This window comes from Dysgonomonas sp. GY617 (genome assembly GCF_015233815.1).
Classification (GTDB): domain Bacteria; phylum Bacteroidota; class Bacteroidia; order Bacteroidales; family Dysgonomonadaceae; genus Dysgonomonas_A.
This window is the reverse complement of sequence record NZ_JADCLR010000007.1, coordinates 1-25,216: the sequence shown is the minus strand read 5'-3', so window position 1 is coordinate 25,216 and position 25,216 is coordinate 1. Positions and strand designations below refer to the sequence as shown.

The 25,216-nt window shown below is 34.4% G+C and carries 22 protein-coding genes and 1 pseudogene; 6 read left to right on the top strand and 17 right to left on the bottom strand.

The window, feature by feature from the left end; translation table 11 throughout:
* Positions 1-3 precede the first annotated feature (3 nt).
* Positions 4-2,691 (bottom strand): DNA gyrase/topoisomerase IV subunit A, encoded by a 2,688-nt coding sequence (locus tag IR022_RS07230; protein WP_194203208.1) that lies wholly within the window; start codon positions 2,689-2,691, stop codon positions 4-6.
* A 233-nt stretch (positions 2,692-2,924) separates the two neighbouring features.
* On the opposite strand from IR022_RS07230, the gene IR022_RS07225 reads away from it, so the two are divergent.
* The 5 genes from IR022_RS07225 (at position 2,925) to scpA (ending at position 10,547) form a co-directional block, all read left to right on the top strand.
* Positions 2,925-4,946, top strand: a complete 2,022-nt coding sequence (locus IR022_RS07225) for a right-handed parallel beta-helix repeat-containing protein (RefSeq protein WP_242053130.1) — start codon at positions 2,925-2,927, stop codon at positions 4,944-4,946.
* Positions 4,947-4,951: 5 nt separating this feature from the next.
* Positions 4,952-5,296, top strand: coding sequence for a PDZ domain-containing protein (locus IR022_RS19950; protein ID WP_242053127.1), 345 nt, complete (start codon positions 4,952-4,954; stop codon positions 5,294-5,296).
* A gap of 31 nt (positions 5,297-5,327) precedes the next feature.
* Positions 5,328-6,251 (top strand): glycosyltransferase family 2 protein, encoded by a 924-nt coding sequence (locus IR022_RS07220; protein WP_194203207.1) that lies wholly within the window; start codon positions 5,328-5,330, stop codon positions 6,249-6,251.
* Positions 6,252-6,482: 231 nt separating this feature from the next.
* Positions 6,483-8,378 (top strand): methylmalonyl-CoA mutase small subunit, encoded by a 1,896-nt coding sequence (mutA, locus tag IR022_RS07215; RefSeq protein ID WP_194203206.1) that lies wholly within the window; start codon positions 6,483-6,485, stop codon positions 8,376-8,378.
* A gap of 18 nt (positions 8,379-8,396) precedes the next feature.
* Positions 8,397-10,547, top strand: coding sequence for a methylmalonyl-CoA mutase (scpA, locus tag IR022_RS07210; RefSeq protein ID WP_194203205.1), 2,151 nt, complete (start codon positions 8,397-8,399; stop codon positions 10,545-10,547).
* A gap of 160 nt (positions 10,548-10,707) precedes the next feature.
* Here scpA and IR022_RS07205 read toward each other — a convergent pair whose 3' ends face one another.
* The 7 genes from IR022_RS07205 to kdsA form a co-directional block, all read right to left on the bottom strand.
* A complete protein-coding gene (locus IR022_RS07205) occupies positions 10,708-13,077 on the bottom strand; it encodes a DUF5686 family protein (RefSeq protein WP_194203204.1) in 2,370 nt (789 codons plus the stop codon).
* Positions 13,078-13,513: 436 nt separating this feature from the next.
* A complete protein-coding gene (locus IR022_RS07200) occupies positions 13,514-14,641 on the bottom strand; it encodes an OmpA family protein (protein WP_194203203.1) in 1,128 nt (375 codons plus the stop codon).
* Positions 14,642-14,781: 140 nt separating this feature from the next.
* Entirely contained in the window at positions 14,782-15,324 is a 543-nt protein-coding gene (locus IR022_RS07195; RefSeq protein ID WP_194203202.1) for a glutathione peroxidase, read from the bottom strand.
* Between the two features lie 121 nt (positions 15,325-15,445).
* A complete protein-coding gene (locus IR022_RS07190; protein WP_194203201.1) occupies positions 15,446-16,042 on the bottom strand; it encodes a hypothetical protein in 597 nt (198 codons plus the stop codon).
* A gap of 80 nt (positions 16,043-16,122) precedes the next feature.
* On the bottom strand, positions 16,123-17,349 hold the full coding sequence (locus IR022_RS07185; protein WP_194203200.1) for a CinA family nicotinamide mononucleotide deamidase-related protein: 1,227 nt from the start codon (positions 17,347-17,349) through the stop codon (positions 16,123-16,125).
* A gap of 28 nt (positions 17,350-17,377) precedes the next feature.
* Positions 17,378-17,950: a Maf-like protein gene (locus IR022_RS07180; RefSeq protein WP_194203199.1), complete on the bottom strand. Its 573-nt coding sequence runs from the start codon at positions 17,948-17,950 to the stop codon at positions 17,378-17,380.
* A gap of 97 nt (positions 17,951-18,047) precedes the next feature.
* A complete protein-coding gene (kdsA, locus tag IR022_RS07175) occupies positions 18,048-18,845 on the bottom strand; it encodes a 3-deoxy-8-phosphooctulonate synthase (RefSeq protein WP_050708790.1) in 798 nt (265 codons plus the stop codon).
* Positions 18,846-18,984: 139 nt separating this feature from the next.
* Here kdsA and IR022_RS07170 point away from each other — a divergent pair, with 139 nt between their 5' ends.
* The gene (locus tag IR022_RS07170; RefSeq protein ID WP_194203198.1) at positions 18,985-19,722 is read left to right on the top strand and encodes an HAD family hydrolase; all 738 of its coding nucleotides are present in this window, start codon (positions 18,985-18,987) and stop codon (positions 19,720-19,722) included.
* Between the two features lie 89 nt (positions 19,723-19,811).
* Here the strand turns inward: IR022_RS07170 and IR022_RS07165 are convergent, their stop codons facing one another.
* From IR022_RS07165 to IR022_RS07125, 9 genes and pseudogenes are all read right to left on the bottom strand, one after another.
* The gene (locus IR022_RS07165; protein ID WP_194203197.1) at positions 19,812-20,240 is read right to left on the bottom strand and encodes an Hsp20/alpha crystallin family protein; all 429 of its coding nucleotides are present in this window, start codon (positions 20,238-20,240) and stop codon (positions 19,812-19,814) included.
* Between the two features lie 316 nt (positions 20,241-20,556).
* Positions 20,557-20,766 (bottom strand): hypothetical protein, encoded by a 210-nt coding sequence (locus tag IR022_RS07160; RefSeq protein ID WP_157258296.1) that lies wholly within the window; start codon positions 20,764-20,766, stop codon positions 20,557-20,559.
* 246 nt (positions 20,767-21,012) lie between these two features.
* The gene (locus tag IR022_RS07155; RefSeq protein WP_050710637.1) at positions 21,013-21,789 is read right to left on the bottom strand and encodes a carbonic anhydrase family protein; all 777 of its coding nucleotides are present in this window, start codon (positions 21,787-21,789) and stop codon (positions 21,013-21,015) included.
* Positions 21,790-21,965: 176 nt separating this feature from the next.
* The gene (lipB, locus tag IR022_RS07150) at positions 21,966-22,637 is read right to left on the bottom strand and encodes a lipoyl(octanoyl) transferase LipB (RefSeq protein ID WP_194203196.1); all 672 of its coding nucleotides are present in this window, start codon (positions 22,635-22,637) and stop codon (positions 21,966-21,968) included.
* Positions 22,638-22,641: 4 nt separating this feature from the next.
* Positions 22,642-23,499 (bottom strand): lipoyl synthase, encoded by an 858-nt coding sequence (gene lipA, locus IR022_RS07145; RefSeq protein WP_194203195.1) that lies wholly within the window; start codon positions 23,497-23,499, stop codon positions 22,642-22,644.
* Positions 23,500-23,899: 400 nt separating this feature from the next.
* Positions 23,900-24,181 carry an HU family DNA-binding protein gene (locus IR022_RS07140; protein WP_194203194.1) on the bottom strand — a complete coding sequence of 94 codons (282 nt, stop codon included), beginning with the start codon at positions 24,179-24,181 and terminating at the stop codon, positions 23,900-23,902.
* A 145-nt stretch (positions 24,182-24,326) separates the two neighbouring features.
* Positions 24,327-24,530, bottom strand: coding sequence for a hypothetical protein (locus IR022_RS07135; protein WP_194203193.1), 204 nt, complete (start codon positions 24,528-24,530; stop codon positions 24,327-24,329).
* Between the two features lie 21 nt (positions 24,531-24,551).
* Positions 24,552-24,806, bottom strand: a complete 255-nt coding sequence (locus IR022_RS19945; RefSeq protein WP_242053124.1) for a hypothetical protein — start codon at positions 24,804-24,806, stop codon at positions 24,552-24,554.
* A gap of 174 nt (positions 24,807-24,980) precedes the next feature.
* Positions 24,981-25,216: pseudogene (locus IR022_RS07125) on the bottom strand (hypothetical protein); the annotation flags it as partial.

Here is a 25,216-nt window from a genome sequence, read left to right as displayed (position 1 = left end):
TTTTTATTCAAAATCAATCTTCTTCTGTCCCGTTAACTCATCCAATGCATCCTCGTCATCAATTTCTACTGCAAAAGAGCCTTCCTCTTCTTCCTCAACCTCTTTTTTCTCAGGGAATCGTGTAGGCTCAAGTTCTCTTACTTTACTTATCTCATAAGTAGAAACACGTTTTCCTTTGGCTTTGAAGCTTTTTTCGGATATAAATTCTTCAGCATCAATAATTAGTGTGCCTCTGTAACTGTCATTTCCTCCAAATACAACTTCTATTCGAGGATAAACAATATCAGTAAGTAAATATAGTTTAGAAGCATTGTTGTCTCCCAAGAAATTTTGAACCTTACTTGATGCTTCGAAAGAGAAACGTTTCAAATATATATATTCTTGGTCGGCATCAAATAAAACAGCAGTCCAGACTTTACTTTCATCAAATTTTTCAATCTTAAGAATACCACTTTCGTAGTGATTACTTAAGTCAAAATTGGTAGTATAGAAATCGCCGTTCTCTTTCACCACAAGAATTTGCTCCTCGCTTTGGAATTCTCCCAGATAATTACCTCTTTCGTCATAATTGAGACGTAAAACATCTGGATCGAACCATACTTTTCGTCCACCTAAAGTCGATTTACCCTTTTGTTTTAAAGTAATCTTATGCACTTCGGCTTTAGTAAGTAGGTTACCCATCGATTGACGTCCTTTTATTGCTATCTGGCTAAAGTCTTTTTCGAATAATTGTACTTTTTGTCTAGCCTTAGGTTTCAATAGGATACGCACAGTCTCGGCTTCACCATTAGGGTTTGCGCTGAAATATACAATGCGTGAACCTTCGTCGCCCATAGTAACATCATATTCTTTGTCTCGGGTAACGCCCGTTACAGCAAAACGTTTTATATAATGCGGTCCGACTTTTCCTTGTTTGTATATTGCATTATAGATGGTACGCTTGTCGTTCTTCTTGAAAACGTTAACATACAATACATTCTTTCCGACGAACATTTTATCGCTAACCTTCACCACCTTGTATTTACCATCTTTAAAGAAGATAATAACATCGTCAATGTCAGAACAGTTACAGATAAATTCGTCTTTTTTGAGTGATGTACCTATAAATCCTTCTTCGCGGTTTATGTATAGCTTTTCGTTGGCTTCAACAACTTTAGATGCTTCAATAGTATCGAAGTTGCGAATCTCAGTCATACGAGGGTGATTCTTGCCGTATTTTTCTTTGAGCATTATAAACCAATCAATCGTATAATTTACAATGTCGGCTAAATTACGTTCAATCTCTTCAATTTCCGATTTGTATCTGGCAATAAGCTCATCAGCTTTATCTGAGTTGAATTTTAGGATACGTCCCATTTTGATTTCCATCAATCTGAGAATATCCTCACGTGTAATTTCTCGGATAAAGAGCTTAGTAAAGGGAATTAAGCGTTTGCTGATATGTTCTATTGCAGCATCTATATCAGCCGAATCTTCGAATCCTTTATCCTTATATATACGTTCTTCTATAAATATTTTTTCAAGAGATGAGAAGTGTAATGTTTCTTCGAGTTCACCTTTATGAATTTCAAGTTCCCAACGTAACAAATTAAGTGTATTGTCCGTGTTGTCACGAAGAATACTACTTACAGTTAAGAAGTGAGGCTTATTCTCAGAGATTACACAACAGTTGGGCGAAATACTGATTTCGCAATCAGTAAAAGCATATAGTGCATCAATCGTTTTGTCTGACGATACTCCTGCTGCTAAATGGATATGTATTTCTACATTCAGAGCTGTTATGTCATCAACCTTACGAATTTTTATTTTTCCTTTATCATTGGCTTTCAATATCGATTCTACGACCGAACTTGTGGTTCTACCATAAGGAATATCTGTAATAACAAGAGTTTTATTATCAAGCTTTGATATTTTGGCTCTTACCTTTACTGCTCCTCCTCTTTCTCCATCATTATAGCGGCTTACATCTATATAACCTCCTGTTTGAAAATCAGGATATAGAATAAACTCTTTACCTCTTAAGCAAGCTATAGAAGCATCACATAAATCATTGAAGTTGTGAGGTAGTATTTTAGATGCTAAACCAACGGCAATACCTTCAACCCCTTGTGCTAATAATAACGGGAATTTTACGGGTAATGTAATTGGTTCTTTATTTCGACCATCATAAGACGATTTCCACTCAGTTGTTTTGTTATTAAACGCTATTTCAAGAGCAAATTTAGATAAACGTGCCTCAATATAACGAGGTGCAGCAGCTCCGTCGCCAGTTAAAATATTACCCCAGTTACCCTGACAATCCACTAAAAGATCTTTTTGTCCGAGTTGTACTAAGGCATCACCAATAGATGCATCACCGTGAGGGTGAAATTGCATCGTATGACCTATAACGTTGGCTACTTTATTGTAGCGTCCGTCATCCATTCTTTTCATCGAATGCAGTATACGGCGTTGTACAGGCTTTAGTCCATCTGCTATATGTGGAACGGCACGTTCCAATATTACATACGAGGCATAATCTAAAAACCAGTTTTGGTACATCCCCGATAGGTGTAGCTGGTTTTCACCATCTTTTGTTGGGATTTTGTACTCAGAACGGGATGATGTTTCATTCTCATCATCCGATTGATTAGAAGTTACACCTTCATCTAAGTCGTTAGTCTCGTCTTCAATAATATCTTCAGGAAGCATATAAGTAGTTTAATAAACAGATCTGATAAATCAAAAATTACTCAAAGATAATTTTTTTTACTTTGATAACAAAGCGGTTTGTCTTCGTATAATTGACAATTGAATCCCTAATGTGAGAATAATTACTAATTGGATTATAAATAGTAATTGCTTGTTATAATTTTATATAGATGAGCCAATCTTTAAGGTTATTTGCTTATTTTTGAATATTGCACCTTTAAGTATTTAATTCTATGAAAAAGACACTTTTTATTTTAGCTGCAACTTTGGTAATTTTAGTTTCGGGCTGTCAGCAATCTCAAATAACTCTGTTTGTATCAACTTCTGGTAATGATGATAATCCGGGAACAAAAGAACGGCCTTTTGCCTCCTTGGAAAAAGCTACAAAAACGGCTTCTGCTTTTGCCGGAAAGGAAGCGATTACTATTTATTTAAGAGAAGGAGTGCATTATATTACAGAACCTATACTTTTAACGTCTACTAATTCGGGAACAAAAGATTGCCCTATAGTTTTCAGTTCTTACTCTGATGAGCATGCAGTTATTAGTACAGCAAAGCCTTTAACTAATTTAGATTGGAAAGAGTATAAAGACGGTATTTGGGAGACTAAGATTGATGAGCCGTTGCTTTTTGATCAACTATATGTTAATGGAGAGAAGCAGTATATGGCCAGATACCCGAACTATAATAAAGAGGTGCGTCATTTTAATGGTTTTTCAAAAGATGCTATTTCATCTGAAAGAGTAAAAAGGTGGGCTAATCCTGCAGGAGGGTTTGTGCATGCAATGCATAAGCACGAGTGGGGAGGATACCAATACTTAATAACGGGGAAAGATAAATCTGATAATTTGATTCTGGAAGGAGGTTTTCAGAATAACCGACAAATGGGGATGCACGATAGTTATCGGATGGTCGAGAATATATTTGAGGAGTTGGATTCAGAAAATGAGTGGTATTATAATAAGGAAAATAAGACATTGTATTTTTACCCTCCGAAAGATTTAGATTTGAAAACTGCACTAATTGAAATACCACAACTTGAGAGTATTTTTATATTGAAAGGTACGGAGGAATCTCCTGTAAAATATATAGAAATAAAGAATCTGGAATTGAGGCAAACTTTACGTACCTTTATGGAAACAAAAGAACCTCTTCTTAGAAGTGATTGGACTATTTATCGCAGTGGTGCTATAAAATTGGAGGGTACCGAAAATTGTTTGGTTGAAAACTGCTTTATAAACTCGATAGGTGGTAGCGCAATCTTCTTTTCTAATTATAATAGAAATGATAGGGTTGAAAATAATCATATAACTAATATCGGAGCAAGTGGGGTTTGTTTTGTGGGATCTCCTACGGCGGTTCGTTCTCCTCGTTTTGAGTATAACGAATTTATATCATGGGATAAAGTAGATACTGTAAAAGGTCCAGTCAATAATAATTATCCTAGTTTGTGTGTTGTAGATAATAATCTAATATACAATATTGGTACAGTTGAGAAGCAGGGTGCAGGTGTCCAAATTTCGATGTCTAAAAATATAACTGTAAGTCATAATAGTATTTATGATATGCCTCGTGCCGGAATAAACATTAGCGAAGGTACATGGGGAGGACATATTATAGAGTGGAATGATGTTTTTGATACAGTGCAGGAAACGGGCGATCATGGATCCTTTAATTCGTGGGGACGCGATAGGTTTTGGTATGCAGATAGAGGAATGATGGATTCTTTAAGTGCCAAATATCCTCAAGCTGTGCTCTGGGATGCTATTGAAACCACAATTATAAGGAATAATCGTTGGCGGTGTGATCATGGTTGGGATATAGATTTAGATGATGGATCGTCAAATTATCATATTTATAATAATTTGTGTTTCAATGGGGGTATTAAGTTAAGAGAAGGTTTTCATCGTAAAGTTGAAAATAATATAATGGTTAATAACTCGTTTCATCCGCACGTTTGGTTCGCAAATTCTAAGGATACTTTCAGATATAACATTGTTACAAAGGCTTATTTGCCGATTCGGGTAAAAGATTGGGGTGATGAGATTGATTATAATTTCTTTCCTGATTTAGCGTCTTTGAAAGCGTCTCAGGAGAACGGAACAGATAATCATTCAAAGGCTGGTAATCCAATGTTTATTAATCCTGAAATAGGAGATTATAGGGTTAAAGATAATTCTCCAGCTTTGGAAGTTGGCTTTAAGAACTTCGAGATGAATAAATTCGGAGTGCAATATGATAAATTGAAAAAATAGCTAAAATGCCGGACTTTCCCGATTTTAAAATCTCAAATGATTTAGGAAATGTAGATGAAATATATGATTGGTTGGATGCTAAGTTTAAAAACTTAAGTACCGAAGGCGAACGATCGGCTACAGGAATGGATGGTATTAAAGGAGTTCTTATTCGTAAATTAGAGGAGAATTCTATTTTAGCACGATTTGGATTGAAAGAGAATGATGTCATTCTAAAATATAATAGGGGAGATATTGATAAATGGACAGATTTGGAGCGTGAGATTGCAAAATCTTATAAAGGAGAAAATATAAGAATAACTGTTTTCAGAGATCAGAAGGAAAAGATAATTAATATAACTTTGCCTTAAGTTTTCCTACTCAAAAAATTATAGATAAATAATGATAGAGGATTTAGTCAGTATAATAATTGTAAACTACAATACGGAACAGCTTCTTGAAGATTGCATAGTATCAATAGGTAAACATACTAGAAATGTTAATTGTGAAATAATTGTAGTTGATAATAATTCGGAGCAAGGTTCCCTCTCTTCTCTTGCTGAGAAATATCCTACTATCAGATTTCATTTATCAGACGAAAATCAGGGGTTTGGCAGAGCCAATAATATTGGTGCATCCATTGCTAAAGGCGAATACTTGTTTTTTCTGAATCCTGATACACTATTGATAAATAATGCAATATTTATACTATACGAGTATCTTAAAAAACATTCGGAAGTAGGTATTTGTGGAGGCAATCTTTACAGAGGTGATATGAAGCCTGCTGTATCGTTTCATATATTAGATTTCTATAAAAGAGAGCTAAGAATACTTCTTAATAAGAAATGGAAACAAGGTTTTAATCATTCTGATCAACCTCAAGCTGTGAAAGTAATAATGGGAGCCGATCTATTTATTTCAAAATCTCTTTTTCTTAAATATAATGGCTTTGACGAAGACTTCTTTATGTATTTCGAAGAGGTTGAGCTTTGCGACAGGATAAGAAAAACAGGATATAAAATAATGTCAGTGCCCGAAGCCAAGATTATTCATCTTGAAGGTGGTGCTGCCGAAAATAAAAATGAAGATTTACATAAATGGTCGTATCAGGAACATTGGTACAGTAAGTTTATTTATTTTTCGAAAACAAAAGGAAAAACTCTAACGAGAGTAATTTATTTTCTTCATATATCGAAATTAGAATTAGCAGTTCTGTTTTACTCTTTGAAACGGAATAAGACTAAAATTAATTATTGGACTCAAAAACGGGATGTCATAAAAGGCACATTTAATAGATATCAAGAATATCTATCTAATAAGTCATAATTTCTAAAGGAAATGATATTGATAGAGTAGTAAACGATTGTTTAAGTCAAATTATCGCTTAAAAACTTTATAAACCAAACAAAATATTTTACTTTTGTGAGTCTTTTTCGATATATAAGTAAGTCACTTTCAGATAGCATAAGTATTTATCTATGGATTAATAGATAATATATATCGGAAATTGTTCATTGTCAATAGAATAAACTATATACTAAAACATTATTTATAACCATGGCAAATTTAAAAGAAAAGCTTTTTACAGATTTTCCAGCCATATCTACAGAAGAGTGGATGGCAAAAATCACTGCTGATCTGAAAGGCGCTGATTTCGAAAAAAAACTTGTTTGGAAAACAGACGAGGGCTTTAAAGTAAATCCTTTTTACAGAAATGAAAACATTGAAGGGCTTAAAACAGCTGATGCTTTACCCGGAGAGTTCCCTTATGTAAGAGGTACAAAAAAAGATAACGACTGGTATGTTCGTCAGGACATTACTGTTGTTGATTTTAAAGCAGCTAATGCAAAAGCATTGGAGGTTTTAAATAAAGGAATTACTTCTCTAGGATTTATTATCAAGGGTGATGATGTGAATGCAGAAAACATCAAAACTCTATTGAAAGATATTTGTCCGGAAGCTGTTGAATTGAACTTCTCAACTTGTCACAGAAAATCTTTAGAATTAGTAAAGATTTTGGTTGACAATCTAAAATCGAAAGATGTAGATTTATTGAAATGCTTTGGTTCAGTAAATTACGATCCATTCAAAACTATTTTGAAAAAGGGTGTTGATAATACTGAATGGGTAAAACAAGCTGCTGAAATAGTAACTGTTGCTGCTGCATTACCTCGTTTCAGAGTATTGAATGTAAATGCTAACAAACTTAATAATGCAGGAGCATATATTTACCAAGAATTGGGATATGCTCTAGCAAACGGAAATGAAATCTTAAGCAAGTTAGTTGAGGCTGGATTAGACACTGCATTAGTTGCAAAGAAAATCAAATTTAACTTTGGTATTGGTGCTAATTATTTCATGGAGATAGCAAAGTTCAGAGCTGCACGTTGGTTGTGGGCTGAAATTGTAGATGCATACAAACCTGCATGTAACCACGAATGTCCTAATAAAGCTGAAGATGGTATTTGTCGTTGTGCATCTAAAATTTATACACACGCAGAAACTTCTACATACAATATGACTGTTTTTGATGCTCACGTAAACTTGCTTCGTTCTCAAACAGAAGCTATGTCAGCATCTCTTGCAGGAGTAAATTCTCTTACTGTACTACCTTTTGATGAGTCATTTAAAGATTCTGATAATTTCTCAGAAAGAATTGCTCGTAATCAACAGTTATTATTGAAAGAAGAATGTCACTTCGATAAGATAAGTGATCCTTCTGCTGGTTCATATTATATCGAAAACCTTACAGCTTCTATCGCTGATCAAGCGTGGAAATTATTCCTGGAAGTGGATGAGAAAGGTTTCTATGAAGTTCTTAAAGCTGGAACTGTACAAGCTGCAATAAAAGCTTCTTCAGATAATCGTTTCAAATCATTAGCAACACGCCGTGAAGTTCTTTTAGGAACTAACCAGTATCCTAACATTACCGAAACTGCAGGTAATAAAATTACCAAAGACGCTTGTGGCTGTGGTTGTTCAACAGATAGTGCTTCGGCTCAATTACAACAGCTTCCAAGCACTCGTTTGGCTACAGATTTTGAAAAACTTCGTCTTGCTACTGAAAAATCAGGAAAAACTCCGGTTGTATTTATGCTTACAATAGGTAGTCTTGCAATGCGTTTGGCTCGTTCTCAGTTCTCTGGTAACTTCTTTGGTTGTGCAGGTTATAAAATAATTGATAACCTAGGATTCCAAACAGTAGAAGAAGGTGTAAAAGCTGCACGTGAGAAAAAAGCCGATATAATTGTGCTTTGTTCCAGCGATGATGAATATGCTACTCTGGCTCCTGAGGCTTATAACTTAGTGAAAGGTAAAGAACAGTTTGTAGTTGCGGGAGCTCCTGCATGTACAGATGACCTGAAAGCTATAGGCATTGAAAACTTCGTTAACGTTAAGAGCAATGTTCTTGAAACATTGAAGAAATTTAACGCTGTATTAGGAATCAATTAATGCTAAAGAAGGAAAATAATGAAACCAAATTTTAAGAATATAGATATTAAGAATGCAGGTTTTGCAGCAACTAATGCTGCGGAATGGGCTGCAACTAATAGGAATGCCGAAGCTGATTGGGTTACACCGGAGCTTATTCCTGTAAAACCGGTTTATACAAAAGAAGACCTGGAAGGAATGGAACATTTGAACTATGCTTCAGGGTTACCTCCATTCGTTCGCGGACCATATTCGGGTATGTATGCAATGCGTCCTTGGACTATCCGTCAGTATGCAGGTTTTTCTACAGCGAGTGAATCAAATGCATTCTATCGCCGTAACTTAGCTTCAGGGCAAAAAGGTCTATCTGTTGCTTTTGACTTGGCTACTCACCGTGGATATGATGCAGATCATAGTCGTGTAGTAGGTGATGTTGGTAAAGCAGGGGTTTCGATCTGTTCAGTTGAAGATATGAAAGTTTTGTTTGATGGTATTCCATTAAATCAAATGTCAGTATCTATGACTATGAATGGTGCTGTACTTCCTATTTTGGCATTTTATATCAATGCAGGATTAGAACAAGGTGCTAAGCTAGAAGAAATGGCAGGTACTATTCAAAATGATATTTTGAAAGAATTTATGGTGCGTAATACATATATTTACCCACCTGCATTCTCAATGAAAATTATCGCTGATATTTTTGAATATACATCTCAAAAGATGCCTAAGTTTAACTCTATATCTATTTCGGGATATCACATGCAAGAAGCAGGTGCTACCGCAGATATCGAATTAGCTTATACATTGGCTGATGGTATGGAATATCTTCGTGCTGGTATCAATGCAGGTATAGATGTAGATGCTTTTGCACCTCGTTTATCATTCTTCTGGGCAATCGGTATGAATCACTTCATGGAAATTGCTAAGATGCGTGCAGGTCGTTTATTGTGGGCTAAGATTGTTAAGAGCTTTGGTGCTAAAAACCCAAAATCATTGGCACTTCGTACTCACTCTCAAACTTCGGGTTGGTCATTAACAGAACAAGATCCATTTAATAATATTGGTCGTACTTGTATCGAAGCTATGGCAGCGGCACTAGGTCATACACAATCTCTTCACACCAATGCATTGGATGAGGCTATTGCGTTACCAACTGACTTCTCTGCTCGTATTGCTCGTAATACTCAGATATATATACAAGAAGAAACTCAAATATGTAAAGAAATCGATCCATGGGGAGGTTCTTACTATGTTGAAACTCTTACAAATGAACTAGTTCACAAAGCATGGGATCTAATTCAAGAAGTTGAGAAATTAGGGGGTATGGCTAAAGCTATCGAAACAGGTCTTCCTAAGATGCGTATCGAAGAAGCTTCTGCACGTACTCAAGCTAAGATTGACTCTAAACAACAAACAATTATTGGTGTTAACCAATATCGTTTGGAAAAAGAAGATCCAATTGATATTCTTGATGTTGATAATACAGAAGTACGTCGTCAGCAAATTGAGCGTTTGAATGATCTGAAATCAAAACGTGACAATGCTGCTGTTGCAAAAGCTCTTGCTGCAATTACCGAATGTGTGAAAACTCAAAAAGGTAACTTGTTAGAATTAGCTGTTGAGGCTGCTCGTCTTCGTGCAACATTAGGTGAAATTTCGGATGCTTGTGAAGAAGTAGTAGGTCGTTATAAAGCTATAATTAGAACTATATCAGGCGTGTATTCATCAGAAACTAAAAAAGATCCAACGTTCCAAGAAGCTTGCGAACTAGTAGAAAAATTTGCGAAGAAAGAAGGTCGTCAACCTCGTATCATGATTGCAAAGATGGGACAAGACGGACACGACCGTGGTGCAAAAGTTGTTGCAACTGGTTATGCTGACTGTGGTTTTGACGTGGATATGGGACCTTTGTTCCAAACTCCAGAAGAAGCTGCCCGTCAAGCTGTAGAAAACGATGTAAACGTTCTTGGAGTATCTTCTCTTGCTGCCGGTCATAAGACTCTTATACCTCAGGTAATGGAAGAACTTAAGAAACTAGGTCGTGAAGATATCATTGTTATTGCAGGTGGAGTTATTCCAGCTCAAGACTATGATTTCCTTTATAAAGCAGGTGTAGCTGCGATTTTTGGACCTGGAACGTCTGTTGCTAAGGCTGCAGTTCAAATGATGGAAATACTCTTAGCTGAGTAATTTATAATACATCAAATAATATTAAAAGTCGTTTCCCTTACGAGAAACGACTTTTTGTTTTTTAGAGTCCTGCTAGTAGCTCTTTATTATCAATAGAAACCCATCTGTATTAATTACCCTTATTAATAGAAATAAGTTATTAATATAGGGTAGGGGAAAGCTAAAAAGAGAAGCTCCCAGAGAAAAGAATAGTTCCGTTTGTAATTGGATTACCTTCCGTATTGTCGGTACTTGTATAAGTAAGTCTACGTGCATAATCAATCCGTAGCATATTGAAAATATTCGACAGCCCAATGTTGACTTCTGCATAAGGGATGTTGCCTAAAGGTGTAATACCGTTATTGAATACAAAAAGATCGGGATGGTATGTAGGATCGTTTGCTCTCGAAAGAGGTCCATATATTATTTTTGATCCTACTCCTATTTTTATATTATTGTCTTTATTAAATAGTCGAATGGGCGACCAGTCGAATGTAGTATTAACACTACCCGCTACAAATCGGTCTGTAGCAAATTCATAGAAGTTCATAACATTATATGCCCTGCTATTAAATACATAACTCTGATTCCCCTCAGGTATAAATAGTAAAGGGAATGGTACACGCCCCCATATCTTACCTCCAGATAAATAGGTGTCTATTTGTGCAATATTTCTTGTTACATCAAATCTTTTAAAAAGCTCAAAATTAATAACATCATATCCATAATCAGCTCCAAATACACCTTTCATCCCTTTGCGATAAGTAACATCAAGCTCAAAAGTAGCCCTGCGGATAGCAGTTCGTTTTTCTTTTCTCTGAATAAACCTTTCACCCGGAGCAAAACGTAAAGATAATATAAGGTCGCTACTTGTTATATTATCTATGATTGTAGTATCTGATGGACTTATAGCCTGCGCATATTTAACTACACCCATAGGTCTGTCATAAGTGATTTTTCCTCCTATTTTATAAGTTAGATTATGGCTATTTTCACTTTCGAATGTCAATAATCCGATTCTTTGTAATGACATGTTGTTTGTTGGAGCATGTGTAAACGATTGGGCAAAATGGTCTCTGTTCATTAGTAACATATCTTGTCCGGGGATATTCAAATCAGATGCATATGTAAAAGAGACAAGTTTTTTAGGATATTCCCAGAGATATTTTTGTTTAGGGTAAATAGAATATACTAAATTTGCCTGATGTTTAACTCTATTATCTTTAGTTCCATAAGCAAGGTATCCTCCTAATTGAAGCTGATCAGAGAATCTGATAGTAGTATTTCCTCCAACTCTAACTCTTAATCCCTCCATATCATTGTAACTCAAAAAGTGAGTTAATGGACCTAATTCTACCGGACCATCTATGCCAGCCAGACTATAAGAGCCATTGAGAGCAAGGGAAATAATCCTTTCCAGACGTTTAAATCTTTTGCTACTATCGGCAGCTTGTTCTAAATTACCTATTTGCATCTGCGATTCGGTCAGAGGAATGGGTCTTATGGCTGTCCAGTAAGTTGAATCTCTTTTGAAGTAGTCTCTTTCTCTATGAATTCTCCATCTTAAATTATTGTCCGATTCATTAAAGCTGTAATTGAGAAAAATATCGGTACGCCTGACAGCCATCATTCTGTTTGCATCGTCTCCTACTAGTAATATACTCTCTTGCTTTATTGGCATAACGATTGAGCCTTCAGAACCAAAAGAATGAACTAAAAGTATGTCTTTTAGGAAATTAGTGCTTTCGCTATTATTGAAGGTGAATTGTGCCTTTATGAGTTTGGGATTCTTTTCAATAGAAATATATAAGTTTCCCGCAAATGCATTTTCTTTCATGTTGTTGCAAAAGAAAGCTATTTCATCGCATAGAATACCATCTACTTGTTTTTGTCCGATTAGTTTGTAAGTGTAAGTTTTTGTATTCGATTTGTATAGCGGTCCTTTAAAAGAAAGTAACATGATGTTACTGTTTTCTTTAAAAAGATTGATATCTCCTAATATTTCGTCTAAAAAAGAAGAAATATTCTTATGTCCAATGGTTTCGAAAATGCCATTATTCTGTGAGGCACGAATGGTTTGCCCTCTTTTTTTATTGAGATTATCGGTAAAAATAGATTTATAATCCTCAAATAATAACATAGTCACATTTGCTTCATCGGATTCGCCGTTAGGACGTGCAAAATTAAATGAGAAATCAAATGGACGTATTACAAACTTGGATATAAGATCGGAGCTGTTTTTTATGTGATTAAGCTGAGCTTGAATAGAATCTCGATGTAAGACTGCATCAACAGATGTTCTTCTATAGAGATTATAATAATAGAAAGCTTCTTTTTTATAACTGTTTTCGTTATATCCTTCTATCATTTTTAGTACAATCTCACGTGCATCGGGTAAGTTGTCCTTATCTGATAAGCCTTGGATTGCTTTTATTATCTGTTTGCTTTCCTCTGCTTCCTGAGCTGTAATAAGTGGGCTTGATAGTAGTAGGCATGTAATCAGCAAACAGCGACAATGTATTGCCCAGCGGTCTTTTATCTTTCCTTTCATCCTGTTTTTAATGCTATAAGTGCTTAATATATTTTTGAATATATGTATGTAATTGGAGCTTCATAATGAGTGCAATAAAACAGAAATTTATTTATAGCAATTTCGTATAAATATAATTGTATTTTTCTAACCGTTAAGCTCTGTTTAGTATAAAGTTCTATAGTGCTCTAATTTCTTTACAAGAGAGTGTCTACGTATTTTGTATTCGGCTAAAATTTACTCTTTTCTACCACTTGTTAAAAAACAATCATCTAAAGCATAAAGTTCGGAGACAAGTCTTTATTATTAAGATCAGAGCTCTATAAGTGAATATATCTGACTTAATATACTTATTTTCAGTTGTAAGTTTTGTGTTAACCTGTTTTTTCGAGGAAAATAGGGAAATAAAAAGGAGTTGCTATTATAGCAACTCCTTTTCTATAATGAATAGAGCTTATTAATTGTTAGCAGTAAAAATTACTACACGATTCCAAGCATCGATTTCGAATGGTTGTTCTCTATCACCACTAGCTTGTACATTGATACGGCTTGATGCAATACCATATTTGTTGGTTAAGATATCAGCTACTGCTTGAGCGCGTTGTTCTGATAATCTTTGGTTGATAGCAGGTGTACCTGTTGCTTTATCAGCATATCCAGTAACTGTGATATTTACTTTAGGATTGTCTTGTAAATATTTAGCAGCATTGTAGATGTTAATATCTTGATTTTGTTCAAGTTTAGCACTTCCTAAACGGAATACAACTACAGCATTCATCAATACTTCAGTTTCACCTCTTACTTCTTCTACAACTACTGGTTGAGCAGCTAGACGAGCTATTTCTGATTGATATTTTTGAATGTCTCTGTCTTTGTCTCTCAATTGAGATCTTTGTGCATTAATCTGATCGTTTAGAGATTGAATTTGTGCAGGATCTATAATATCAACCACTTCAAATCCTTTATTGTTGAATCGATATGTGATACCAGCAAGAACATTCAATGTTGCATCGTATTTAGTACCTCCAACAACTCCGTTGAAGTCGTCATTCATTAAATTACCAATACCTTCAATATTTAGGCTGATATCTTGATTCAGTCTGAAATCGGCTTGTAAACCTACACGAGGAACTACACTATTAGTAACGCGAACGTCGTGATCTTCATTTTTAAAACCATGCATTACTCCAACTCCTAATATACCTGTTAGGTTGAAGAAACGATCTTCAGTATAAGTTGAGAATACATTTGTAAGATTCAATAATCCGTCAACACTAGCTTGAATATAATTTATTTTATAAGTTCTGTCCAGTGCAGGATTAAAGCTTTTAGCATCCCATCCACCCACTTGTAAACGAGCTCCTAATTCTGGAGAAAAGTATTTACCAGCAGATACAGCAACGTGTGGGCTTAGTAGGTTGGTCATATCTGTTCTTTTGAAGTTTTCACTAAATGTGTGAGAAACTCCAACTTGTCCTTGAAGGAACCAGTTATCCCAAAATCCGTATTGTTTTATTGCTTTTTCTTGTGCAAATCCAGTCATTGATAATAATGCTGTTGCGACTACTAAAATAATCTTTTTCATATTTGTAATTTCTATTAAGTTTACATTAATGCAGAATAGAGTGCTCTATTCCAGACTGCAATGTTACGATTTTAAGTTAAATTATCGAAACTTTTTTGAATGTATTTTATATGTATTGAGTTTAATTCTTTGTGTGGGATTTATTTTTTCTCTATCCAATTAACGATTCTCTCTGAAAGCGGGCTTTCTTTAGATAATGCAAAATCTACTAACTGACCATTTTCATCTATCATGAACTTTTGGAAATTCCATTGCACTTCAGCATCAAATTTAGAGTTTTCAGATTTCTCGGTTAACCATTTATAGATTGGAGCCTTATTATCACCTATTACAGTCACTTTGTCCATTATAGGGAATGTTACTCCATAATTAAGTGAACAGAATTCTTTGATTTCTTCATTTGTACCTGGTTCTTGTCCTTTAAAGTCATTAGAAGGAAAACCGATAACTATAAAATTCTGGTCTTTATATTTTTTGTATAGCTCTTCTAGTTGAGCGTATTGGGGTGTAAAACCACATTTAGAGGCCACATTTACGATTAAAACTTTTTTCCCTTTTAAGGAAGACATGTCAAACTCTTTTTCATCTATATCTTTTACCTTAAAATCATATAACGATTTTTGTTGTGCCATAGCAGAGTTTATAATTAAAGTAAGGAGTATTGTGAGTATAATTTTATGCATAATAGTATTTATTTAGTCTGTTATATAACAACATCAAAAGGTTTTTAGTTCTTAGTAGTTGTAAAAAAAGAGAGAATTCGACAATTCTCTCTTTGATATTTAGATATTTATACGATAAATATTATTTCGCTGTTGTTGGATATGTATTGTATTTATATATTCCTCTTATAGCAATTTTTAAGAGTATTTTATCTGACTCTTGTATATCTTCACTTGGAGTAAAGAATATCTTTAAAGAAGCTTTACGCGAATTACTCACAACACTGTTGAAAATAGGATTAATAAATGTTATATATTTATTTCCAGATTGCTGTGTGTCAGATGAAAACTCATTATTGCCACTTCCATTTACTTTGCATGTACCAAAATTTACTGGAGTATTTGAATTTACTTGTAAAGTGAAATTTTGCAGAGAAGGAGATGTAGTCATATTTTTTAATCCAGAAACTTCAAGATAACCACCTGTATTTTGGAATTCTCCACTAAGGAAATTTTTAGCATTGGTTTCTCCTAATATTTGAGCTAGTGTTATATCAGGCAGATTGTATTCAATCTTTCCCCCATTAGAAGGGGCCAAACCTTTAATTACTGCTGTATAAACATATGTTGTATCTTTTTCTTGACGTACGGGGCTAGGTCCATCATCATCACTGCTACAAGAACTAAAAGCGACTGCTATAGTAAGCATTAGTCCGAAAATTTTACTGATTGCTTTCATAAATTATTAATAAATTAAAAATGTTAGTTAATTTTTAGCACGCACAAAAGTATAATAATATTATTCTTTTCAAAGTGATTTTATTCATTTATCATTCGCAATAATTGTAACATGGCTGTGTTAGAGGCTCCTACAATATTTGCTTCGCGATATTTTCCCAATTGGTATTTTTTTGATTCTATTCTGTCTTTAATTGCCGTAGCAATCCATACAGTACCAACAGGTTTTTCTGGAGTTCCTCCATCAGGTCCAGCTATTCCTGAAACAGCAATTGCACAATCTACATTCAACGCCTTTTGGGCACCTCTCACCATTTCAATAACAACCGATTCGCTAACGGCTCCGTATTCATCAAGATTAGACTGAGAAACATTCAAAATGCTGCATTTGATTTCATTTGAATATGAAACAATACTACCTTTAAAGTATTGAGAAGATCCCGAAATAGATGTAATTAAATGGGCTATATACCCTCCAGTGCAGCTTTCAGCTGTTCCTAGAGTCAATTTTTGCTCCGATAAAAGTTCTCCGATTATTTTTTCAAGAGGAATGTCTTTTTCGGTAAGAATAGCATTTCCCAATAGAATTCTTAGTTTCTGAACTTCATTTTCCAATTCAGAAGTACGATATTCTCCTTTTACAAAGAGCCTCAATTTCATCAAACGAGGGGAGGGAAGGTATGCTAATCCAAATCCTTCAGGAAGATTATTTTCAAAATCAGTTAAATGTATTGCCAAATTGGACTCAGTATATCCTCCCACTATCAATACTCGAGAGACGTAGGCTTCTGCATTGTACTTCGATTGTAGGCGAGGTATAATTTCATTTTCCATATTGTATTTCATCTCATATGGAACTCCCGGCATAGAAGCTAATACCTTGTCACCTCTTTCAAACCATGTAATAGGAGCAGTGCCAACTCTATTTTGAATAACCGTACAATCTTTAGGCACATATGCTTGATCGCGAGTTAAACCATTGAGAGTTGTGAAATTTGAAATTACGTTATTGATATTTTCAAGAACCGATTCATCAAAAACAAGCTCTGTATCAAAATACTCACACAAAGTTTTCTTTGTAATATCATCTTTAGTAGGACCTATTCCTCCGGTAGTCAATATAACATCTACACGTTGAAAAACTTCTTTTATAGTGTCTTTTATTTGTTGTGCATTATCGGCAATAGAAATTTTCTCTTCTACTTCAAAGCCTGCTTCAGTTAGCTTTTTGGACATCCATGCCGAGTTTGTGTCCACTATTTGTCCTATCAGAATTTCATCTCCAATAGTTATTATTGCTGTTTTCATTTATTAATATGTGAAAATGATTGTATTCTTAGAATTTTTTTAATTCCTGATAGAGTCGTTGTATAGGTAATCCCATTACATTAAAATACGATCCTCCAATGTATTCTACACCTACATACCCAATCCATTCTTGTATGCCGTATGCTCCGGCTTTGTCTAGTGGTTTGTATTTAGAAACGTAATATTCAATCTCAGAATTTTCAAGATTCGAAAACCGAACGTCAGAGATTACACTGAAAGTTTTCTGTTTGTCGTGTGTTGTAAGGCAAGCACCTGTTATAACCTGATGTGTTTTACCCGATAATTGGCGAAGCATATCTTTTGCTTCTGATTCATTGATAGGTTTACCAAATACTTTTTCTTCTAAAACAACTACGGTATCGGCTGTTATTACTAAGGTGTTTTCAGTTAGTAATGATTTATACGCGTTAGCCTTCTTTTTAGCAATATACAAGGCAACCTCTTCCTTATTTATATCCTGAGGATAAGATTCATCTATATCGGGCAATACTACAATATCATAATCTAAGTCAAGACCTGATAAGAGTTCTTTTCTGCGAGGTGAATTGGATGCAAGAATGATTTTATAGTTGAACTCCATAATTATTATAAACAAAAGTATTTAATGATCTGCCTTAAGGAAAGTAATAGCCTATAGCTATTACTTTCCCCAAAGTATATAATATAGGTGTGTGATCTTATCTGATTGCTTCTCTTATTCGAACTAGCTTGGTCAGTAATCCTTCTAGTTGATCTAATGGTAGCATATTTGCCCCATCAGACTTTGCTTCTGCTGTATTAGGATGAGTTTCGATGAATAGACCATCTACACCAACAGCTATTGCTGCTTTGCACATTGTTTCGATCAATTGTGGTTGACCTCCTGTTACGCCCGAAGCTTGGTTAGGCTTTTGTAGACAATGGGTAGCGTCTAAAACAACAGGAAATCCAAATTCTTGCATTTCGGGGATACCTCTAAAATCAACAACTAAATCGCCATAACCATACGAAACACCACGTTCGGTGAGTGTTACATTATTGTTACCCGAGTCTATAATTTTTTGAGCTGCAAATTTCATTGCTCCCGGAGCTAGAAACTGACCTTTCTTGATGTTAACCATTTTGCCTGTTTCTGCTGCTGCGATCAAAAGATCAGTTTGGCGGCATAGAAATGCAGGTATTTGTAGCACATCTACATATTCGGCAGCCATAGCAGCTTCGTGTGCTTCGTGTATATCTGTAACTACGGGTACACCAAATGTTTCACGTACTTTTCTAAGAATCTTTAGAGCCTTTTCGTCACCAATTCCTGTAAAAGAATCAACGCGTGAACGATTTGCTTTGCGATAAGAGCCCTTAAATACATAAGGTATATTTAATTTTGATGTAATATTCAATATCTTTTCGGCAATGTTTAATGCCATTTCCTCTCCTTCGATAACACAAGGACCTGCTAGAAGGAAAAAATTATCGCTTTTTAATTCAGATATATTCATTTCGTATTTATTTTTTATGTTATTCAAAAAGATTCGCAAGTTACGAAAAAATGTAACGAAAGAGGAGTGGCTTATATCTAAAAATAGAGTCAATTGTATTGCTTGAATAAAAGCTGTACCTTTGCAAAAAAGAAAAAAGATGATTACTGCATTCCAAGAATATTTAACAAAGCATAAGTATAACAATTTTGATATTAAAGCCGTCCTTTTCGATATGGATGGAGTTCTCTATGATTCAATGAAATACCATTCACGCTCATGGTACCAAACAATGAATGAAGAGGGACTTGATTGTACTCCAGAAGAGTTCTATTTACATGAAGGGCGCACAGGAGGAAACACGATCAATTTATTAATTGAAAGATCTCATGGTAGACAAGCTACGGAAGAAGAGAAGGAACGGATTTATAAAAGAAAATCGGAACTATTTACTCTCTATAATGACGGAGATACTATTCCTTATGCTTATGATATGCTTCGTGCAGTAAAGGAAAAAGGGTTGGATTGTATTCTTGTTACAGGATCAGGGCAGCCTTCTTTATTAGGAAAACTGGATGAAAATTTCCCAGATATATTTCAAAAAGATAAAATGGTGACTGCTTTTGATGTAAAGCATGGAAAACCACATCCCGAACCTTATCTAATGGGACTAGAGAAAGGACAAGGTTTAAAGCCTAATCAGGCAATTGTTGTAGAAAATGCGCCAATGGGGGTAGAGTCTGCTGTGGCTGCCGGAATTTTCACTATAGCTATAAATACGGGGCCTTTAGATGAACAGGTTTTATGGAATGCGGGAGCTAATATTGTACTACCTTCGATGAAGGCATTATTAGATAATTGGACAGATTATTGTTCTCTTTTAGGAATAAATGGCTAAAAGAGATTAAGTTGTATTTACCTACTTATATTGAATATAAAATGAAAGCCTACTCAACAAGAGTAGGCTTTCATTATTAAGAAAGGGTTTTATTCAATTTCAATTCTTTTAATTTTATCTTCTGGAGTTTTATTTAGTTTTGGAATAGACAATTTTAGTACTCCATCTTTATACTGAGCTGATATTTGTTCCATATCAACGTTCTCTGGTAAAACAAAACTTCTCGAAAATGATGAAGATCTGAATTCTTGACGAATAAGTTTCTCTTCTTTGTCTTTTTCTTCTTGTTTACTTTCTTGTTTAGCTGAAATGATTAAAACATTCTTTTCAACTTCAACATTAAAATCGTCTTTGTTGAATCCGGGTACAGATAACTCCACTCTGAATTCATCTTTGTTCTCTATAACATTAGCAGCAGGTAAACCACTACCTTCAAAGAAATTTGTGAAAAAATCATCATTAAAAATTGATGGTAAAAAACTTTTTCTAGAATCGAATTTCATTAATCTATTATTCATTTCAAAATCCTCCTATTATTTTAGTTCTACATAATTTTCATATGAAAAAGTACAAATAATGTGCAATTCAGTTTTTATAGCTTATAAATTTATAGAAGAATAGATTTTTTTTATTTATTTAGTTTATAATCAGCTTATTACTGTTTTATATTTCATTCTTATAAATAACAGTCATTTTGTCGCTTGATATTTAGTTAATGACATTTTGACATTTTCTTGTCGTCCTTTTTTCCATAATTTATTTTCGTATAATCTCAAAAAAGAAGAAGATCGATACAAAGTTGTATCGATCTTCTTTTATAAAATTCTCTGAAAATTATTTCTTCATGCTCGAATTGCTTTTTTTCTCCGTCTTTACCTCAGCTTTCTTCGAATCCTTTTTCGATTCGGGTTTTGTAGCTGTTGTAGCTTTGGCTTCAGTTTTCACTTTAGCGGGAGCAGCAGTTTTTTTTGAATCTTGAGCCATAACACTGACAGATGCTAAAAGAGCAAACATCATAACGCATGAAAGAACTACTTTTTTCATAATTTTTTTCAATTAAATAAGTGAAACATACTTGTTAAACACGCATCAAATATATACTGGTTTTAGAGAATTTCACCGTTAATTTGGTTTAAATAAAAACGCTCTAAGTGTAATGATTGTTAAGTGATGGTGTTGAGCTATAATTCTCTTATTAGTAGCTTGTTAGTATTTTGTTTTACGTTCTTTAATTATGAAAAAAATGTAATGTTTTGATTTTTAGATGTATCAAAAAGGAGGTCGTTTAAATTATTTCTTGTCAAAGAAATTAACCTTTCCAGTTTTCATGTCGTATACACCACCAACGATTAATAATTCACCTTTATCTTCCATTTCTTTCAAAATTGGACTTTTAGTGCGAAGTTGTTCGATAGCTAGTTCAACGTTGTGATCACAAACTGCTTCTACGAATGCAGGGTTTGCAGCAGTTTTTTCGCCTTCAAATGTTTTACCAGCAGATGCAACAGCAGGTTTGATTTTTGCTAATAAAGCAGTAATGTTACCTAGTTTTACATCATCGATTGCAGACATAACAGCACCGCAATATTCGTGACCTAATACAACGATAACTTTTGCGCCAGATACTTTAGTTGCAAACTCGAAACTACCTAATACATCTTCGTTAACGATATTACCAGCGATACGAGCAACAAAAAGATCACCGATACCTCTATGGAAAACATCTTCAACAGGTACACGAGAATCTAAACAAGATAGGATAGCAGCTTTAGGAAATTGACCTGTTGCAGCATCTCTAACACGTTGAGAGTTGTTACGAACTGTAAGGTTGTCTTCTGTAAACTCTTTGTTTCCTTCTTTAAGAAGATTAAGTACATCTGCAGGAGTTAAAGCTGCTTGTTCTGCTGCTGTTAGAACGGTGTTGGTCAAAACTTCGGCTTCTGGGATCTGAACAGTGCCTTCGGTAGTTGTAGCAGGTTTCTCTTCTACTTTGGCCTTGTCTTTACACGAAGTTGATACTAATACTAAACATAAGGATAGTAATCCTAATAAAGCTTTCTTTTTCATAAATAATCAAAGTTTATATAGTTAAATACATATAGATTAACAAACATCTAATAAAATAGTTTTCGAATAAGATTAAGCTTTATTTAATCTGAAGGTAATATTTGGATAAAATTTATGAATTTGATACAATATAATACCAATCAGAAGAATGTCTAATTAGATCAAAAACAAGTACTTTACGTGTGTAATAGCTTTTCTATCTCTTTTTTTAAGATATTTTTAACTTCTTCTATATTTACAGATTTTCTCATTTCTTTTTCCAGAGAAGTAACTCCCTTATCTACAAATCCACATGGATTTATATGGTTATAATACGATAAATCGGTGGATACATTAAATGCAAGACCATGCATTGTTACATAACGTGAGGCACGTACTCCAATTGCACAAATCTTTCGGGCAGTAGAGGTATTATAGTCAAACCACACGCCGGTAGCACCTTCTGCTCGCCCAGCTTTTATATTATAGTGTGCCAAGGTTTGTATTACAGCCTCTTCTAAATTACATACATATTGTTTTAGAGATAAGCCTAAGGCATCTAAATCTACAATCGGGTAAACAACAATTTGTCCGTAACCATGATATGTAATATCACCACCTCTATCCGTTTTATAGTAGGTGGCACCTAAAGCATCTAAACGATCTTTTTGAATAAGCATATTACCTTCATTACCATTCCTGCCCAGAGTATATACATGTGGATGCTCACAAAATATAACTTGTTGTAATTGGTCTTTATTCTCCAAATAGGCAGGTGTATTTTTTATATTGATCAAATGAGTGAAGATTTCATTCTGCTTATCCCAAGCTTCTTTATAATCAATAACACCCCAATCTATAAACTTCATAGTATTATTGTATAATTTGGTTGAATGTTGTTTCTGCCATATAAGATGATCTAACAAGTGGACCACTTTCTACAAATTTAAATCCAATTTCTAGACCTAATGTTTTGTATTTGGCAAATTGATCGGGATGTATATATTCTTTTACAGGAATATGTTTTAAGGTTGGCTGTAAATATTGTCCGATAGTGAGTAGTTGACAACCTGAGTCTCGTAAATCATGCATTAGCTCAATTACCTCTTCTTCGGTTTCACCTAATCCAAGCATAATTCCCGATTTCGTAAAGAAGCCTTTGCTAGCTGCATATTTTTGTACTTCTAAGCTTCTGTCGTATCGTGCACGGCTTCTGATTTGAGATGTTAGTCTCTTTACAGTCTCCATATTGTGACTTAGAACATCAGGCTTAGCTTCGAATACTATATCTAGTAACTCGGTTTTAGCATCAAAGTCAGGGATCAATACCTCAAGTTTAGTATTTGGGTTTCGTCTCTTTACTTCGTTAATCATTCTAGCCCAATAATTAGCTCCCTGATCTGCTAAATCGTCTCTGTCAACAGAAGTTATTACGCAATATCTCAAATTCATTTTTTGAATACTGTCAGCTACTTTTCCAATTTCAGACTCATCCAAAGGCAAAGGTCTTCCACTTTTAGTTGCACAAAATTTACAAGAACGCGTACAAATATCACCTAATATCATAAATGTAGCTGTTCCCATACTCCAGCAATGTCCTAAATTTGGGCACTTCCCACTTACGCATATAGTATTTAGACTGTTGTCATGAATTAATTTTTGTGTATGAGAATATCCTTTTCCTCCACCAAGTTTAATCTTTAACCATTCTGGTTTTTTTACTCTTTCCATGTATTTTAATCGTTATTTAAAGTATTATTAGTAACAAATATAAGAGGAACTATTTATAGTTTTTCTCTTAACTAAGAATTGTATTGTATTAAAACCTCCTTCTATAAAATAGTAGTAGTTGATGCACAAAAGAAATGGTTGTCATCCCGACACTCCCTGTTTGAGATATAACTATCTGTAAATCAATGTATGTTTTTGTTGAATAAGCCTAAACCAACATATAGCGCGACATGGACAGGGTTTATAGTAATATTTAAACACTAACAAATATATATAGATTATTTTTATAAAAGAGTCTATTAATAGACTCTTTTTTGAATATACAATATATATAAATAAAAGCCCCATATGAAGGCTATTCATATGGGCAAACATGGTATCTATATAACATCAATAAAGCTTATTTCTTTATGTATTTATCGCTTCCGATTAAAGGTGTAGCTTTAAATTTGACCACTTTTTTAGGTCTGGCCATAATGGTTTGACCACTTTTCGGATTTCTGGATTGACGTTCCGGTAATTGCTTTATCGAAAAAGTACCAAAATTATGGATTGATATTTTATCACCTTTAGATAAAGCCACCCGAATCGTTTCCAGAATCATTTCCAGGCTTGATTGAATAATACTCTGTGTTAATCCACTCCTTTGCGCAGCAGCTTTGATTAAGTCTCTTTTGTTCATTGTTTAAATTTTAGGTAAGTGTAGAATTTAGTATCTTATCCTGTTTTTGTTCTTGTTATATACCATTCTGAACAGCTAGAAATACAATCAAGCAGATACCCCTGACTAATTTGATACATCTTTGTTGAAATATACAAAATATATATTATCTGTATTTCTGCTTTATGGGTTTAATATGAATTTCAATTCTACCATCGTTAATAATGCTAACCAGGCTTTTATACATCGGTAAATTCTCAATTCCGGCTATTTTTAAAGCCTTCAAAGTCATATGATCTTCAAGTAATGTCAGGTAATCTTTTTCAGTTAAACAGACAAATTGATTAAGTTCAGTTTTTAGTTTTGCCATAATATATCACAGGTGTTAATATCAGCGCCTTCTAACCTCACAGAAAGGCACTGATCTAATAATAATATTTTCGAAATCGACCGGGATTTCCCCCCATACGTCATTATTCCAATAAACAATTTTGATCTGATCGACTTCACATCCCATAGCTTTCAGGAATACTTCCGCTTTTTTCAACACCGGATTTTTTTTCATGGATGCTGTTTTCTTATTCCTTAGCCAATCAATTGCAGTTATACAGTCAGTATAAACAACTCTGGGCTGGAGGTCATACACTATTATATATTTAATTGCTAGCGTAACACCCGGAAATTCTCCAATATTTATAGTTTGTTTTCCTATATGTTCCATGAAGAGGCGGTCACCCGTTTTAAGGTCTATTCCCCTGTATGATGTACGCCGTGATTGTAGAGAGTTCTGTATCTGTGGCGATTCCTGGAGTTGTCCATTTCATTCGAAATCATACCCGTCTGATTTCATCCTACGGATTACCTCTTTAGCCAGTACTCCGAATTCCAGAATAAGATTCTCTAAATCATCAATATCCTTTCGAATGGCCAATGCCCTGATTACCCCGTCAATGGTACGGCTAGAAGGAGATTTACCATCTTTAGGGTCAAAGTAGATTGTTTTATTGCCGAATGATATTTTGACCTGATATATGTCCTTTGACACTAATACTGTCT

Bases quoted from the DNA above. Each gene is read 5' to 3' on its own strand.
- IR022_RS07230 (WP_194203208.1), bottom strand. From the start codon at position 2,691: ATGCTTCCTGAAGATATTATTGAAGACGAGACTAACGACTTAGATGAA.
- IR022_RS07225 (WP_242053130.1), top strand. From the start codon at position 2,925: ATGAAAAAGACACTTTTTATTTTAGCTGCAACTTTGGTAATTTTAGTT.
- IR022_RS19950 (WP_242053127.1), top strand. From the start codon at position 4,952: ATGCCGGACTTTCCCGATTTTAAAATCTCAAATGATTTAGGAAATGTA.
- IR022_RS07220 (WP_194203207.1), top strand. From the start codon at position 5,328: ATGATAGAGGATTTAGTCAGTATAATAATTGTAAACTACAATACGGAA.
- mutA (WP_194203206.1), top strand. From the start codon at position 6,483: ATGGCAAATTTAAAAGAAAAGCTTTTTACAGATTTTCCAGCCATATCT.
- scpA (WP_194203205.1), top strand. From the start codon at position 8,397: ATGAAACCAAATTTTAAGAATATAGATATTAAGAATGCAGGTTTTGCA.
- IR022_RS07205 (WP_194203204.1), bottom strand. From the start codon at position 13,077: ATGAAAGGAAAGATAAAAGACCGCTGGGCAATACATTGTCGCTGTTTG.
- IR022_RS07200 (WP_194203203.1), bottom strand. From the start codon at position 14,641: ATGAAAAAGATTATTTTAGTAGTCGCAACAGCATTATTATCAATGACT.
- IR022_RS07195 (WP_194203202.1), bottom strand. From the start codon at position 15,324: ATGCATAAAATTATACTCACAATACTCCTTACTTTAATTATAAACTCT.
- IR022_RS07190 (WP_194203201.1), bottom strand. From the start codon at position 16,042: ATGAAAGCAATCAGTAAAATTTTCGGACTAATGCTTACTATAGCAGTC.
- IR022_RS07185 (WP_194203200.1), bottom strand. From the start codon at position 17,349: ATGAAAACAGCAATAATAACTATTGGAGATGAAATTCTGATAGGACAA.
- IR022_RS07180 (WP_194203199.1), bottom strand. From the start codon at position 17,950: ATGGAGTTCAACTATAAAATCATTCTTGCATCCAATTCACCTCGCAGA.
- kdsA (WP_050708790.1), bottom strand. From the start codon at position 18,845: ATGAATATATCTGAATTAAAAAGCGATAATTTTTTCCTTCTAGCAGGT.
- IR022_RS07170 (WP_194203198.1), top strand. From the start codon at position 18,985: ATGATTACTGCATTCCAAGAATATTTAACAAAGCATAAGTATAACAAT.
- IR022_RS07165 (WP_194203197.1), bottom strand. From the start codon at position 20,240: ATGAATAATAGATTAATGAAATTCGATTCTAGAAAAAGTTTTTTACCA.
- IR022_RS07160 (WP_157258296.1), bottom strand. From the start codon at position 20,766: ATGAAAAAAGTAGTTCTTTCATGCGTTATGATGTTTGCTCTTTTAGCA.
- IR022_RS07155 (WP_050710637.1), bottom strand. From the start codon at position 21,789: ATGAAAAAGAAAGCTTTATTAGGATTACTATCCTTATGTTTAGTATTA.
- lipB (WP_194203196.1), bottom strand. From the start codon at position 22,637: ATGAAGTTTATAGATTGGGGTGTTATTGATTATAAAGAAGCTTGGGAT.
- lipA (WP_194203195.1), bottom strand. From the start codon at position 23,499: ATGGAAAGAGTAAAAAAACCAGAATGGTTAAAGATTAAACTTGGTGGA.
- IR022_RS07140 (WP_194203194.1), bottom strand. From the start codon at position 24,181: ATGAACAAAAGAGACTTAATCAAAGCTGCTGCGCAAAGGAGTGGATTA.
- IR022_RS07135 (WP_194203193.1), bottom strand. From the start codon at position 24,530: ATGGCAAAACTAAAAACTGAACTTAATCAATTTGTCTGTTTAACTGAA.